This is a genomic window from Rhizobium sp. AN80A (assembly GCF_030053015.1).
Taxonomy (GTDB): Bacteria; Pseudomonadota; Alphaproteobacteria; order Rhizobiales; family Rhizobiaceae; genus Rhizobium; species Rhizobium metallidurans.
The window spans coordinates 1821912-1835216 of sequence record NZ_JASJPX010000003.1; the positions used below are offsets into that span (position 1 = coordinate 1821912).

Annotated in this window: 13 protein-coding genes; 8 read left to right on the forward strand and 5 right to left on the reverse strand. The window is 57.4% G+C overall.

The genetic code is table 11. The features are described from left to right. Window positions 1–40 precede the first annotated feature (40 nt). On the forward strand, window positions 41–1627 hold the full coding sequence (locus tag P3R82_RS20585) for an IS66 family transposase (protein WP_283193606.1): 1587 nt from the start codon (window positions 41–43) through the stop codon (window positions 1625–1627). A 15-nt stretch (window positions 1628–1642) separates the two neighbouring features. On the opposite strand, the gene P3R82_RS20590 is transcribed toward P3R82_RS20585, so the two are convergent. Then, a complete protein-coding gene (locus tag P3R82_RS20590) occupies window positions 1643–2110 on the reverse strand; it encodes a LacI family DNA-binding transcriptional regulator (protein ID WP_283195132.1) in 468 nt (155 codons plus the stop codon). Window positions 2111–2551: 441 nt separating this feature from the next. Here P3R82_RS20590 and P3R82_RS20595 point away from each other — a divergent pair, with 441 nt between their 5' ends. Then, window positions 2552–4471 carry a PQQ-binding-like beta-propeller repeat protein gene (locus P3R82_RS20595; RefSeq protein WP_283195133.1) on the forward strand — a complete coding sequence of 640 codons (1920 nt, stop codon included), beginning with the start codon at window positions 2552–2554 and terminating at the stop codon, window positions 4469–4471. 113 nt (window positions 4472–4584) lie between these two features. Next, window positions 4585–4974, forward strand: coding sequence for a hypothetical protein (locus tag P3R82_RS20600; RefSeq protein ID WP_283195134.1), 390 nt, complete (start codon window positions 4585–4587; stop codon window positions 4972–4974). Window positions 4975–5366: 392 nt separating this feature from the next. On the opposite strand, the gene P3R82_RS20605 is transcribed toward P3R82_RS20600, so the two are convergent. Then, window positions 5367–5888 (reverse strand): thermonuclease family protein, encoded by a 522-nt coding sequence (locus P3R82_RS20605; RefSeq protein ID WP_283195135.1) that lies wholly within the window; start codon window positions 5886–5888, stop codon window positions 5367–5369. Window positions 5889–6376: 488 nt separating this feature from the next. Here P3R82_RS20605 and P3R82_RS20610 point away from each other — a divergent pair, with 488 nt between their 5' ends. Both P3R82_RS20610 and P3R82_RS20615 read left to right on the forward strand, forming a co-directional pair. After that, window positions 6377–6724 (forward strand): hypothetical protein, encoded by a 348-nt coding sequence (locus P3R82_RS20610; protein WP_283195136.1) that lies wholly within the window; start codon window positions 6377–6379, stop codon window positions 6722–6724. Between the two features lie 55 nt (window positions 6725–6779). Then, window positions 6780–7097, forward strand: coding sequence for a hypothetical protein (locus tag P3R82_RS20615; RefSeq protein WP_283195137.1), 318 nt, complete (start codon window positions 6780–6782; stop codon window positions 7095–7097). 14 nt (window positions 7098–7111) lie between these two features. On the opposite strand, the gene P3R82_RS20620 is transcribed toward P3R82_RS20615, so the two are convergent. Continuing rightward, the gene (locus P3R82_RS20620; RefSeq protein WP_283195138.1) at window positions 7112–7798 is read right to left on the reverse strand and encodes a hypothetical protein; all 687 of its coding nucleotides are present in this window, start codon (window positions 7796–7798) and stop codon (window positions 7112–7114) included. Between the two features lie 917 nt (window positions 7799–8715). Between P3R82_RS20620 and P3R82_RS20625 the strand changes: the two genes are divergently transcribed. Then, a complete protein-coding gene (locus P3R82_RS20625; protein WP_283195139.1) occupies window positions 8716–8994 on the forward strand; it encodes a hypothetical protein in 279 nt (92 codons plus the stop codon). A 115-nt stretch (window positions 8995–9109) separates the two neighbouring features. Here P3R82_RS20625 and dcm read toward each other — a convergent pair whose 3' ends face one another. After that, window positions 9110–10600: a DNA (cytosine-5-)-methyltransferase gene (gene dcm / locus P3R82_RS20630; protein ID WP_283195140.1), complete on the reverse strand. Its 1491-nt coding sequence runs from the start codon at window positions 10598–10600 to the stop codon at window positions 9110–9112. A 658-nt stretch (window positions 10601–11258) separates the two neighbouring features. Between dcm and P3R82_RS20635 the strand changes: the two genes are divergently transcribed. Beyond that, the gene (locus P3R82_RS20635) at window positions 11259–11825 is read left to right on the forward strand and encodes a hypothetical protein (RefSeq protein ID WP_283195141.1); all 567 of its coding nucleotides are present in this window, start codon (window positions 11259–11261) and stop codon (window positions 11823–11825) included. A gap of 137 nt (window positions 11826–11962) precedes the next feature. Here the strand turns inward: P3R82_RS20635 and P3R82_RS20640 are convergent, their stop codons facing one another. Next, window positions 11963–12280 (reverse strand): hypothetical protein, encoded by a 318-nt coding sequence (locus tag P3R82_RS20640; RefSeq protein WP_283195142.1) that lies wholly within the window; start codon window positions 12278–12280, stop codon window positions 11963–11965. A gap of 738 nt (window positions 12281–13018) precedes the next feature. On the opposite strand from P3R82_RS20640, the gene P3R82_RS20645 reads away from it, so the two are divergent. Continuing rightward, on the forward strand, window positions 13019–13294 hold the full coding sequence (locus tag P3R82_RS20645) for a hypothetical protein (RefSeq protein WP_283195143.1): 276 nt from the start codon (window positions 13019–13021) through the stop codon (window positions 13292–13294). Window positions 13295–13305: the final 11 nt, after the last annotated feature.

A 13305-nucleotide genomic window follows, 5' to 3' on the forward strand; every position in this document is an offset into this window, starting at 1 on the left:
TGAGATTGACGCGCAGGGGCGGTTCAGATTCAAGAATCTGATGACGCGCACCGGCGAACCGAGCATTGCAGAACTGATGGCGCAATTAGCAGCCAACGCTGCCGAAATCGCTGCGCTCAAAGCCGAGAAGGAAGCGCTCTCGCAGCGGGTCGTCAAGCTGGAAGAAGAACTGGCACTGGCAAAGCTCCATCGCTTTGCACCCCGCAGTGAGAAGCACATTGATCGTCTCTTCAACGAGGCCGAAGAGGCTGCGGTCGAAGGTGGTCGCGAGGAAGACGATGTTGTCGAGCTTCCGGATACTGGCTTGCCTGCGGCCGAGGGCGTTACGGGCAAAAAGCGGGGACGCAGGCCTCTGCCGGCAGACCTGCCGCGCGAGCGTGTCGAATACGACCTTGCTGACGATCAGAAGGCTTGCCCGTGCTGCAAAAGCCCAATGCATCGCATGGGCGAAGCCGTTAGCGAGCAGCTCCATATCGAGGTCAAGGCAAAGGTCCTGCAAAATGTGCGGTTCAAGTACGCTTGCCGCCACTGCGATCGTACCGGGATCAACACGCCTGTGGTAATCGCACCGATGCCACCGCAACCCTTGCCGGGCAGCATCGCTACTGCTTCGACGCTGGCCTTCGCGCTCGTGCATAAATACGTCGACGGCACGCCGCTCTACCGCGTGGCGCAAACATTCGAGCGTGCTGGCGTTCCGATCAGCCGTGGCGCTCTTGCGCATTGGGTCATCGGCTCGAGCGAGAAGCATCTATACCGCATCTATGATGCTTTGAAGCTGCGACTACGATCGCATTCTCTCATCCATGGCGATGAGACGACGGTTCAGGTGTTGAAGGAAAAAGACAAGGAAGCGACCAGCACGTCGTACATGTGGGCCTATCGCAGCAGCGAGGACAGTGACGAACCAATCGTGCTTCTCGACTACCAGCCCGGCCGCGGTCAAATCCACCCACAGACCTTTCTCGGTGACTACGACGGCATATTGGTGACCGACGGCTACACAGCCTGGCGCACATTGCATGGCGCAACCCATGTCGGATGCATGGCGCATTCACGGCGGCGCTTTGTCGAGGCCCTCAAAACCAGGAAGAATGGAGGCGGACCGCCGGAGCAGGCGCTCCGGTTCTTCGAGCAGCTCTATCGGATCGAAAAGCAGGCAAGAGACAAGACCCCAGATCCAGGGGAGACAAAGGCCGATTGCATTCGCCGTTTCCGCCAGCAGCACAGCCTGCCTGTCCTGAACGCCCTAAAGACGTGGCTCGATAACATCGCGCCGAAGGTCGTACCGGATACCAAGCTCGGCGATGCTGTGTCCTACACCCTAAACCAATGGGATTATCTGACGCGCTACACCAGCGATGGCAGGATGCCGATCGATAACAACATTCTGGAACGCGAGATCAGAGTTTTTGCCACCGGAAGAAAATCGTGGCTGTTCAGCGATACCGCTGACGGAGCCAGGGCCAGCGCTGTGATTTACAGTCTGATGCTGACCTGCCGCGCCTGTGGCGTCGATCCGCTCTCTTGGCTGCGCCACGTCCTCACTGAGCTGCCCCAGCTTGACGAAGCCGACGACATCGGCGACCTGCTGCCCTTCAATTACTCCAAGACCACGGCGGCCTGATAAAGCTGGGTACTGCTACCCAGCTAAGCGCAAGTGTCCGTCAACTGCCGTCAATGCGCATTGAAAATCGCGCTTACGTTCGATCTCCGCATCTATTTCCGCCGCGACAATTAGAGCACTCTTTTTCATCTCTGCGCTCGTAATTGCGCGGATCATAGCGTCTCGATCATTCTCCGGAACGAATGTTCGATGGAGTGTGACACCTCGCGGTAGGAGCTTTTTTGCATCCTTCAGTGCAGCAGATAGCTTTTGCCAGTAAGGCGTCGGGTTTGAAGGCAAGATTGCCTCGATACGGAGGTTGCCAAAATCAGGGTTTGGCAAAACCCGCCTGAGCGCGATTTGGCTTGCGGCTTCGAGCACCTTCATTCGGGTCGTGGGCGAGACACTACCCCGTTCGTTCAGAACACGCTCGACGGTGGTCACGCTGACGCCCGCCAGTTCAGCGACGTCACGAAACCCTGGAGGCCGACTTTGTATCCCCATGTTCGCTCTTCCTAATCATCGCTGCGACACGAAGCTGATCCATCTTCCTCCTGAAAAAAGGGACGCCGTCAACGCGTCGAAATGTCAATCATTTTGATGACGTGAATCCGTCCAGCCTAGCATCGGTGGCGACTTGTCGCACCGCATATCCCGGTTCTATAGAAAGGCCTTCCTCCCAAGGAAACCTCTACTGCGAAGCAAATTCGTCGAAATCTCCCGGCCATTCGCCGGGCGGGCGTATTTGTGCGTGGTTCTAACCAGGACACTGGTTGCTGAGCCAAATGGTCCGGCAACCAACAACCGGAATCAATCGAAATGCGCGAGCGGGTCTCCACGAATGTAGATAATCGGCGAAAAGCTACCCGAAGCCGTTTGATCCCGATTGCTTGCTCGCACTGTTGGAACGCACTCCCACGTTCCTGAATCTAACGGATACTTCAGATGAAAATCTTTATTGAGTGGATACTTCGTGTCCTCGGGGTCGTTGTTGCCCTGCTGGGGCTGGGGCTGGCCGCGGGGGGCGTCAAGCTCCTGACATTGGGCGGCTCCTGGTTCTATTTCGCAGCCGGCGTCATCATGATGGCGATCGGCTATTTCGCATTCCGCCGTCAGGCCGCAGCGTTGTGGACAGCACTAGGTCTTTTGATCCTTAGCGTCGCCTGGGCGATATCCGAGGTCGGGATCGACTTCTGGCAGCTGGTGCCGCGCACTGTGACATTTCTCGTCATCGCGTTGGGAGCGGCCTTGATATCGCCGCTTCTCGCTCGCAGATCGGGAGCACCGGCGCTGACAATTCGCTCAGGCGGTCTGCTCGTCGTCGTGCTTGCCGCCGCTTTCGTCGGAACCGTGGCTGGCATGTTCCGCCCTCACCCGACGGTTGTCGCCACCAGCCATCAGCCAGCGCCCGTAATCAATGCTGATGCAGGCAAGGAAAGCGGAAACGACTGGCCAGCCTGGGGTCGAGGAACGACAGGCAATCGTTTCGTCCAGTTCGACCAGATCAACAAATCGAACGTCAAAGACCTGAAAGTCGCATGGACATACCACACCGGCGACCTCGCTGTTGACGGAAAAGAATATCAGGTCACGCCTCTCAAGATCGATGACACAGTCTATCTTTGCACACCGTCCAACATCGTGATTGCACTCGATCCAACAACCGGCAAGGAACGCTGGAAGTTCGATCCGCATGCAAAGATATCGCAAAGCACCGCTGGCTGGAGACGTTGCCGCGGTGTCGGATATGCCGATCTCACGGCATCTACCGCACCGGCGGGCGACACATCTACCCCTGACAGCGTCCAAGCGGTCGCCCCACTGCCCGAGGTTTGCCGCAAACGCATTCTGACGTCCACAACGGATGCACGGCTGCTGGCGATCGATGCAGAAACAGGTAAGCTTTGCCAAGACTTCGGCGTCAACGGCGCAGTCGACCTCAGCGTTGGTCTCACGAAAGACCCGGTTGGAGGTCAGCAAGGATCGTACAACGTGACGTCCGCACCGCTGGTCGCCGACGGCGTCGTGATGGTCGGAGGCAGGCTTAACGACAACCTCACGGTTGGCGAACCGTCTGGCGTCGTGCGCGGTTTCGATGTCCGTACGGGTAAAATTTTTTGGGCATGGGATGCCGCGCGTGGCGCAACCGACAGCACGCCCTTGCCTGAAGGTGAAACCTACGCTCCAGAGACCCCGAATTTCTGGGGCACCGCAGCTTATGATCCCGCTCTCGGATTGGCGTACTTCCCAACCGGGAACCAGACGCCTGACTTCTGGACCGGCAATCGTCACTCCTATTCCGACGAGTATAACGACGCCATCGTCGCCGTTGATATGAAGACGGGCAAGGAACGGTGGCACTTCCGCACCGCCAACGTCGACCAGTACGACTACGACGTCTCCTCGCAACCAATCCTCTACGACCTGCCTAAGGCTGACGGCACGAAGACACCCGTGCTCATCCAGTTGACCAAACGCGGGGAGATTTTCGTCCTCGACCGTCGCACCGGCGAGCCGGTTTTCCCTGTAGAGCAGCGTGGGGTTCCGACGGACGCAATGCCCGGCATGGAAGTATCGCCCACACAGCCTTTCTCCGCGATCTCGGTCGGGGCCGAAAGCCTTAAAGAGTCCGATATGTGGGGCGCGACGATCTTCGATCAGCTTTATTGCAGGATCGAATTCAAGGAAATGCGCTGGGAGGGACCGTTCACGCCTCTCTCCGACAAGAAGCGCACCTTGATTTACCCGGGCTACTATGGCGGCTTCAACTGGGGTGGCGGAGCGATCGACGCGTCGACCGGTACGCTGATCTGGCCCAATGGGGTCGCTTCATCAAGCAGGACGAGGCGAAGCGAATTGGACTGAAGCCTTCGACTGAAGGCGAATACTCCGAGCAACTCGGGACGCCCTGGGGTGTCGAGCGTTCGATGTTCGTGTCTCCACTCGGAGTGCCCTGCTTCAAACCACCGTTTGGATCAATGACCGCGATTGATCTTACTACCGGCAAGACCAAGTGGCAGGTTCCGATGGGTTCGATCCAGGACGCTCCGGTTCACGGAATCGTACCGGGCGTTCTCATTCCGCTCGGAATGCCGACAATGGGCGGTCCTCTCGTGACCAAGGGTGGGCTGACGTTCTTCCACGGCACGTTGGACTACTACACGCGCGCACTCGACAACGACACCGGCGAGGAATTGTGGAGAGGTCGACTTCCTGTAGGCGGTCAAGGTGCTCCGATGAGCTATATCGGCCACGACGGAAAACAGTATGTAGTCGTCGTCGCTGGCGGTGCCACGAGGACCGGCACCAACGATAACCGCGGCGATGACGTAATCGCCTACGCCCTCCCGAACGGGGAAACTAAGTAAAAGAACAACCCCGGCCCGCAGAGGGCCGGGTTCGCATCGCTTGTGGAAGCTAACATCCCTTTGGTTCCAAACAGAAGTATGATTCTTCGGAACCCTGGCTTCCGATAACATTCATTATCGGAATTCAACAAAACCGCTCGAAAGCGGCATTCTGGAAAAGACTAGTTCGACTCCGCTTGGAGCGAGCAATCACTAGAACGCACGCTCGACAAATCGCCGACGCCGTCGCGTGCATCAGCGCGTCGTGGACGAATTTGGCTAGGATATCTACGATGACATCGACTGATCCCGGCCCGGAGGATTGGGGCGAATGGTGGCCTGAGGCTTGGGCGCTGCGCGACCTCGACAATGCCTCGTCCGAGGCTCCGTCGGGCCTCCCTAGCGAGTGGTGGTCAGCACCACGGCTGCCGACGTCCCGTCCACGTCCTAGCAAGCCCTTCGGCTACGAGGATATCACCGAGGCTTCGACCGTCGCGGACGAGAACGCGTAACTTCCGCCCATATTTGTCCTCATCACGCCCGGGCCAAGCTCGCATTTCGAACGGCCCCTCGTTTACGAGTTCGACGAGGCGAGCCGTAGCTCTGTTGCCAAGCGCCAATTCCGATGCGCAGCGCGGTTCACTGACCTCGGGCGTGTCGATGTCGGCAACACGGATTTTCTGCCCACCGATCCAGAGTGTGTCTCCATCGACTACACAATGATATCGCACGCTGCCGGAACAGACACCGTAAGCCGTTAGAGGCTTTGCGATGGTCGCGGCCGCCTTGGCGAGCGGGATATCGCCGAGGAGGTAGTAGCCGCCCGCTCCGCCGCCGAACGCGATGACGACCGCCGCGATCACTGTCTTGGCGAAGCCGTCGGATGACTTAGCATGATGCACGCTTTGCTTTTGGAATTTCACGACGTCGCCCATTGCCCACCCCCAATACCGTAGATCGATCATACCCGGAAGGGTTGAATTCCAAGTTCATGAGTTCGGTTGCATTTTAGACGTCGCGAAATCCTGCCGGCGAAGCCGCGGCATGCCGATTGTCAGCACATCATAGTCTCAGACAACAACACAGGGAGAGATTTGATGTCTGAATTTTTTAAGCCATGGGACCTGCTTCTGCTCGCAGAAATCACTTACTCGAGAAGGCGAGCTCATGCCTCGTACTTCGAAAAGGGCAGACCTACGGCAGTTGACAAACATGTCGACATCGGCGGCGCGGGCCTGAGCCATGAATCCATTAGATGTAGCGTCTCCGATGCACTCAGCAGACTTTTTGCGAACCACACCTGCGGGATCGTTATAGACCCCGGCGTCAACGAGATGACACGGTAATCTGGGTATACGAACTGCCAGAGAAGGCTGGCACGCATCTCTGGCATGTTTCCAAGACAGTACCAGGTCTACTGCCGGTGGAAAGCGCCGACAAATGGTTGGTGAGCTTCTTCCAGACTGTTCCCGTCGCCTATTGCAAGGATGGGATCGAAGCTCGCACCGGGTTGGCCTATTATGATCGGCCGCCTTTTGCCATGCCGAAGTACCGATTAAGAGCTGCCAAGGAAGCGGTGCCACTGGATGAACTCACCGAGGATCAACATCGATCGGAGACAAGGAACCTGCTTCTCCGCAAGCTGCGCGCAGAGACGCTGATCGAGGAGTTGAAGGCTTACCAGCTCATCGAAGATATCGGCGAGGCCGACGTGTTCCATGTCCTCTCGACCGTGAGGGAATGGGCGGAGCCGGCCGAGCAAGCTGAGTGAATTGCGTCGAACCCTTTGTTCACAGGACCCCGCGATCAATGCGGGGTCTTTCTTTTTGTTCCTGCTGCATGCAGATTTCGGCACCGATCCCGTCAACCAGGATGCGCCAATGCCGCCCGAACTTAATTTTCACATCGCGGAACTTGCCGTAAAAACCAGAGCACGAAACCGCGAAGACCTCTGGAACACGGCGATCATGACGGTCATCGCCGCCGGCTTGGCGTACTGGGCGTACAGGACCGTTGCCCACGCCGCACTCTTCGGTTTCATGGCCTTCGTAGTGGTGGCGATGGGCAATCGCATTTCAGGCGAGCTGTACCGCTGGCGAACGAAGATCGAGGCTAGCAAGCTGATGGACAAGCTGGGCATGTAGGCTAGGCCCGCCGATCACGCCTTACCCCTTAGTAGGTCGATCCAGATGTCCTTGCCGAGCCAGACCAACAGTGCAGCCACGAGCACGATGGCAATTGGCCTCATTAGAGCCGTCAGAAACGCCAACATCAGGGATTTGCTCGCGCCGCCCATGAGTGCCTTGATCTTGGGTGCCTCGTGCTTGTCGCCGACACGCATCGCACTGACAAACCTCAGCCATCCGATCCGCCGTCTTTCCCACCATGTGGTCTCGGCCTCTATACTGGACACATAGGCGTAGGCCACCAGGTCGTCGAAGTCTCGCTTGAGACTGCCGAAGACCTGGTGGCCTGATCGAGGTCCGATCCCCCTGAATACGAAATCTTCTTCGGTCTTGCCAAACGTGCTTTTCGCCGGATACAGGATCGTGGCGATGTCACCCATTGCGCCAAGGGAATAAAGAAGCGACGCTCCGTCTTCGGTGGCGGTTTGCTTTCCGTCGTAGTCCTTCCGAAACATGCTTCGCCTGCCGAACCGTAGCTCCAGCCGGATGTCGTCGCGGTTATCGACGTGGAAGCCGAAGTAGGCATCAAGTGCCTCGAACCTCGGGTTGGCAGCCTTCAGCGTGTCGATCTCGGCCATCGCCAACGCCTTGAAATGCCGGAACTCAATTTCGGCATCGCGCTGACGTCTCCGGGCCTGTGCAAAGATGTTCTCGACCATTTCGGCTCCCATTGTTGTGGTGCGGAGCTAGCACAACCGAAAGCCGACAGCATCAACATTCTCGTCGGCCGATTTGTGCCGGTCCGCCGGCCGTCACACCATTGATGTCAGACACCAACGACAGGGAGAGTTTGATGTCCGAAGATTGTAAACTGAAGGTCGTCGACGACATGGCTGATAGCGTCTCCATGACCGTGACGAGGTTGTGGTATTCGAACAGTTACGGCGATGTCGAAGTCGTTGGACCTGGACCGTTGACCGATCGCTTTCGAGGGGAGACTTCGACGGTGACGATTTGCAAATAATTCACCACGCCGATGAAGCCGAACTTGCCTAAAGGAACATTTTTCTGACGCCCGTGCATTAGACGGCCCGGATATACGTGCGGAATCCGGGCTGTAGTGCAAGAACTGTAAAATCCGATCGACGTCTGCACCGGCCTCGTAACCAGTTATCTTTACAGGCTCTTAGCCGCCCCCGGATAGACCCCTCCTCGTCGAAACGAACTAGAGGAGCCGACGATTGTCTGACTTCATTTCCTTCCATGAGCGAATAGGTGCGACCCTGTAGCTCATGCCCGGATCATCGCACCGATCCGGGATCGAAAGGACTTGGCATGGCCAAGCTGAACAACCTCAACCGTCACGCACGTCGTAAGCAGAAGGCCCTCAACTGCGCTAGCTCTTACGAACTTGCAAAGTCCATCCTCGCCGACTTCCCTCCTGAATTGGAGGCGGTGCGCAATACTGCGCTCGCAATGGTCAAGCCTGGCGAGGCTGTCGCTCGCAAATTCCTCGATGAGGTTTTTGCGAACGAAGTGGATGCAATCTGCCATGTTCCGCTGTTCGCAGTTAAGCCTCACCGCTTCGCGTTCGTAGACATGACGAGATCCTCCATCGGACTTTGCGGAGACGTTCTTGGCGGAGGGGGTGCGTGCTCGCTACGTCTTCCCCATCACGCCCTTGCGCGGCATCACCTTCGGGGCGATCGCGGACATGTTCCGCTTCGACCAAGAAGGAATGCTGATGTCGCTCACCTGCCTCGCGGCGATCCTCATTCGCTCCATCGAATGCGACGATGAGGAGGAAATGGCGAAAATGGAGAAGTTCACGCTGTACTTCGTCCAGCAGGTCTTCAACCGCTTCAACGGGGCGCTTGAAGCCAACGGAGCTGCGGACCCGGCGCGTACGCACTAGATTTCGACAACCAAGGCCCCGGGTGAAACCTCGGGGCCTTTTGCGTTTTCGCCGGCCGATGGGGCTGCGCTGAATCTTGCAGATCACTTTGTCAGGCTTCCTGAAGATCAATTTCTCAGGAAGCCGCATGCCGCAGATCAGAAAAAGAGGTGTCGGGATTTCGAAGCGCGCCATCTCGGTGCAGCCGGAATCCGTAGACGATTCTGCCGGCCGTTTTCCTCTCATCGCGACGACGGCCCCCCCGTCCCCACGATGATTCCCGACCCGAACAATCCCGAGGCGATGATCGAAGTCGACGAGGTTCTCCTCGCCGAAGGTCTGGACTTCTTGAGGCTCTCAGGAAGTCCGGGTTTGGAGGTGCAAAATGAAAACCCCGAAACGTCTCGCCTGGATCGTGGTCTTCACCATCGTCGCATTCAATGTCCTGACATCCTGCACTACCACGGCCCCCAAGACCATCTTCCAGGTCGTCGAGCGGAAGGTCGAAGTCCCGAATTTCCTGCTGACCTGCGACGCCGAACCTATTGCCGGAACCGTCTGGCTCAAGGAACGCGACGTCGCGCGGTTCATGTTCAAGCTTGCTGAGGCGGGAGAGGACTGCCGAGTTAAGCTGGCGGCCGTGAAGCGCCTCTTCGACGCCAGATAGTCGCTGCAAGCGATAGAATTCGTATACCTGGTGGGCTGTCGAGCCAATAATGGCTCGCAGAACTGAGACAACGATCGAGTTACCGAATTGCCTGATCGCTTGACGCTCGCGAGGATGAAGAATGAAGTCCTCCGGAAAGCCCGAAATCCGAGCGCATTCTCGCGCAGTGAGAGTTCTCGGCTCTCCGTTCACGAGATAGACACCCGTGTTCGCGCCACCGCCTCCGCCGCCAGAGCACAGCGTTGTTCCCAAGCCCCGGGGATCGTAGACACGATATCCTTGGCCGCCGTTGCCGAACCGTCCAACACGTGCGATCCGGTTTTTCCGACCGTCGAAATCTTTTTCCGGAATAAACTCCTGGGACATCGGCTTCACGATTTCGAGGTCAAGCATATCCTCGACGCAGTACTGAATGACTGTCTTCCAAGGCCAAGAGAACCGATGCTCGAGTTTGATGTCATCGCGCAACGCAACGATGAAGATGCGTTCACGCTTCTGTGGGGACCCGTAGTCCGATGCGTCCAGGACTTTGCTGTGCACGCAATATCCGAGGTCCAGAAGGCACTGTCGCATCATTGCAAACGTCCGACCGCCATCGTGAGCTTCAAGATTTCGGACATTCTCCAAAAACATAACGCGCGGCTTGTGGTGCTTCGCAATACGAACAATCTCGAAAAAGAGCGTGCCGCGGGTATCTTCGAAGCCCAGCTTACGGCCTCCGATTGAGAAAGCCTGACACGGGAAGCCCGCGCAAAGGATGTCGTGTGCTGGAATATCCGTCTCGGAAATCTTTGTGATGTCGCCGGCTGGACGCAGGCCGTGGTTCTGCTCGTAGACATTGGCGGCACATTCATCGATTTCCGACGCGAAGACGCAGTCCGCGCCTATAGCTTTCAGGGCCAAATGAAATGCGCCGATGCCCGCAAAAAGATCGATAAATTTCCAGCCCTTGAATGACATGCTTCACCGCAAGAATGTTTCCTTATCAAAATGGTGTGTCGAAAATCTCGGGTATGCAAGTGAAGCCGAAGACATTTATTCTCAAACAATTTCCGCCGGCGGACTTGTGCAGGGCAATGGCCGACCGCACTATAAATACAGGCGATCAACGAGCAGATGTCTCCCGATATCAAGCCCGATCGATCGACTGAAACATCTTGGATGTTCGCGAGCCCGGGGTTTCTTTCCCCGGGCTTTTTCTTTGCGTAGATTAGTCGAGTCCCAGCTCGCGACCGCGCGCAAGATGTTCTGTTGAGCCGCGCCAATAATATCCGTCGGGCAAGACAATGTTGCCTGCAGGCGACTTCGGATCGCGGAAGAGAAAGGCGGGCCGTGCGGAGCGCTCGAAGACGGTCCCGTCTTCACGGCGCTTGAGGACGACGACCCTCGTCGGCGGCGCTGCGAGGGGCCGCGTTCGGACAACGTTAGCTGTCTGCTTGAGGTCTGCGAATGGGTTTGGTCGTTCAAACTTCATTGTCATTGTGATGTCTCCCTGGACCCAAATGGTCTCCGTCAATGTTGTTCCGGCCGGCGGATCGACACAAATCCGCGACCACATTTGTCAGTTGCCGCCGTTGGACAAAGACTAGGGCTGTCAACAAAGACAGGGAGACATATGATGTTTAAGGCGCTTGCGGCCGCTATAGCGAGACTTTTCAAGATTGGGGTCAGCGGTTTAAGGTGGTGCGAAAATCTCGTTCTGTCTCCATTCAAAGCGATTTTCGGCGGCGGTGGAGCTATGCCCAATCCGGAGTTCACGCCCACGATGACGAGCACGGAGCTGCTCGAGGAGTACGATGCCAACCGCAAAGCCCAGGCGACGTCTCAGCACTCCAATCGCGATAGCGTCGAATGCGTCGTCAAGTACGCAGGCGCGTCTCCAGCCGCTCGCGCTACGACCGATCTGTCGGCCGTTCCGGCGGACGCGAGGATTACGCTCCTGACTATGGACGATCTTGAACTCAAAGCTCTCGCCAACGCAGGTCCTGCAAAGGTCCGTAAGTGGCTTGAAGGCCGCAATCACGGAATTTTCGGGGTACCGACTGTGACGCCAGTAGACACGGCGAAGTCAGCTACGCCTGTGATGCCGCCGAGGGCCGTAATGACACCGCAGGAGCAGATGATCTGGCGTATACAGTCCCAACTGGGCAAGCCAGATCATTCCAAGGAATTCAGGCTCGCCTAACGCGATTGGCGGGCTTTCTCATTTGTTTTCTTCGAGAGATCGAAGCAGGACCGGAGCCAAATCTGGTCTCTCGTTGAGCAGTTCCCAGCCGAAAACCTCAGCGAGACGCTCCCATTCATCATCGGAAATCTCATGAATCATGCGCGGCGACCCTTCAGCGCGTTGAGCGCTTGCTGACGTTGCGCGCATGCGGCGCGCAGGCGCGCGTTGTCGGCCTCAAGTTCCGAGAGCATCGTCAAAGCTAGTTGAGCCAGTTCTTCCATGTCGTTTGCATGGCGGGTCGCAGACGTGAGAGCATCGTCATAACGACGCTCGTATCGGGCGCGTGCTGTTGCCGCGATTGCGTCGCCGAGCGCATTGGCAAAACCGACGCCTGCAGCGGCGAGAACCATCATCCCGCCCGCGTTGCCGATGGCCGCGCTGTATGCTGGATTCCCGAAGTTCGCCATGTCCATGCCTCCGTCGTTTCCTATCGGACCGCAGATATGCCGGGCTCGATTCCTTTCGGCAAGCCGTCCGCGAAAATATAGCGATCGACTTATTAACGGAGCCCATGTAGATCGCGCGCGTTATCTGGGGGAAAGGCGCACGACATGAAACATCCTAAGTTCATTCATGACTGGAGGAATTTTTGGGACCCGCCGAGATCATTGGGCGGCTCACCAGGCTCGGAACCAAGTCGGCCAAGCGCCGAGCGAGACACGCAAGCGACTGGAAGAAATAGAGCGTGAACGCCAGGCCGATATGCCCGCATTCTGGATGTCATACTGCCAAATAGCCGCCTGCGTCGTCCTGATCGGCTCGGTCCTCGGGGCAATCGTGTATTTCGCGTTCTAATCCCGAGGCAGGCGACCGAGGATGATGCGATTGCCCTCGGTGTTGCCGCATGCTCGGCACCGCAATCGTTTGGCGACCTCGGCAAGCACTATGCTCGACCGACCCCGCTGAAGGTCCCACCGATCCAGCCATGCCTCTCGCTCGCACTTGACGCATCGACCACCGACGCACTCCCACTCCATCATCTTTCTCAAGTCGGTCGCAACGTCTTCGAGCTCTCCGACATAAATCGGCGAGCCACGGCCACCGCGGGTCAATTCGATACCTTTCCGATGTTTCATGTTCTTTTTTTGTTCCGGATAGCAACGCGAGTCAAGCAATGATAGCTTCAAGCTCAGGTAGAACCGGGGGATGCCGTGGCCAGACCAAAGGCGAAGAAGCGCACTGTGAAGAAGAAGCGCGTTGCAACCGAACCTGTGCCGCCGCCGTCGCGTCCGCTTGAGGAAGTCTATCTGACGTTTCGACAGGGGCTTCGGGCGAAGACGCAGGGGAAACGCATCCTCTCCGACACTACGGCGGATATCTCCAAATATGCCGACGACCGCGAGCCTCAAATGCCTGGCACGACTATTCGCAATTCATTTCGGGCCTACCCTTGGCGGCCGACGCCATTCAACACGGTCAAGGGCTGACTTGTTCTTGA

Coding starts and splice junctions, on each gene's coding strand:
- P3R82_RS20595 (WP_283195133.1), top strand. CDS start 2,552: ATGAAAATCTTTATTGAGTGGATACTTCGTGTCCTCGGGGTCGTTGTT.
- P3R82_RS20640 (WP_283195142.1), bottom strand. CDS start 12,280: ATGGACATGGCGAACTTCGGGAATCCAGCATACAGCGCGGCCATCGGC.
- P3R82_RS20620 (WP_283195138.1), bottom strand. CDS start 7,798: ATGGTCGAGAACATCTTTGCACAGGCCCGGAGACGTCAGCGCGATGCC.
- P3R82_RS20585 (WP_283193606.1), top strand. CDS start 41: ATGACGCGCACCGGCGAACCGAGCATTGCAGAACTGATGGCGCAATTA.
- P3R82_RS20635 (WP_283195141.1), top strand. CDS start 11,259: ATGTTTAAGGCGCTTGCGGCCGCTATAGCGAGACTTTTCAAGATTGGG.
- dcm (WP_283195140.1), bottom strand. CDS start 10,600: ATGTCATTCAAGGGCTGGAAATTTATCGATCTTTTTGCGGGCATCGGC.
- P3R82_RS20600 (WP_283195134.1), top strand. CDS start 4,585: ATGACCGCGATTGATCTTACTACCGGCAAGACCAAGTGGCAGGTTCCG.
- P3R82_RS20590 (WP_283195132.1), bottom strand. CDS start 2,110: ATGGGGATACAAAGTCGGCCTCCAGGGTTTCGTGACGTCGCTGAACTG.
- P3R82_RS20605 (WP_283195135.1), bottom strand. CDS start 5,888: ATGGGCGACGTCGTGAAATTCCAAAAGCAAAGCGTGCATCATGCTAAG.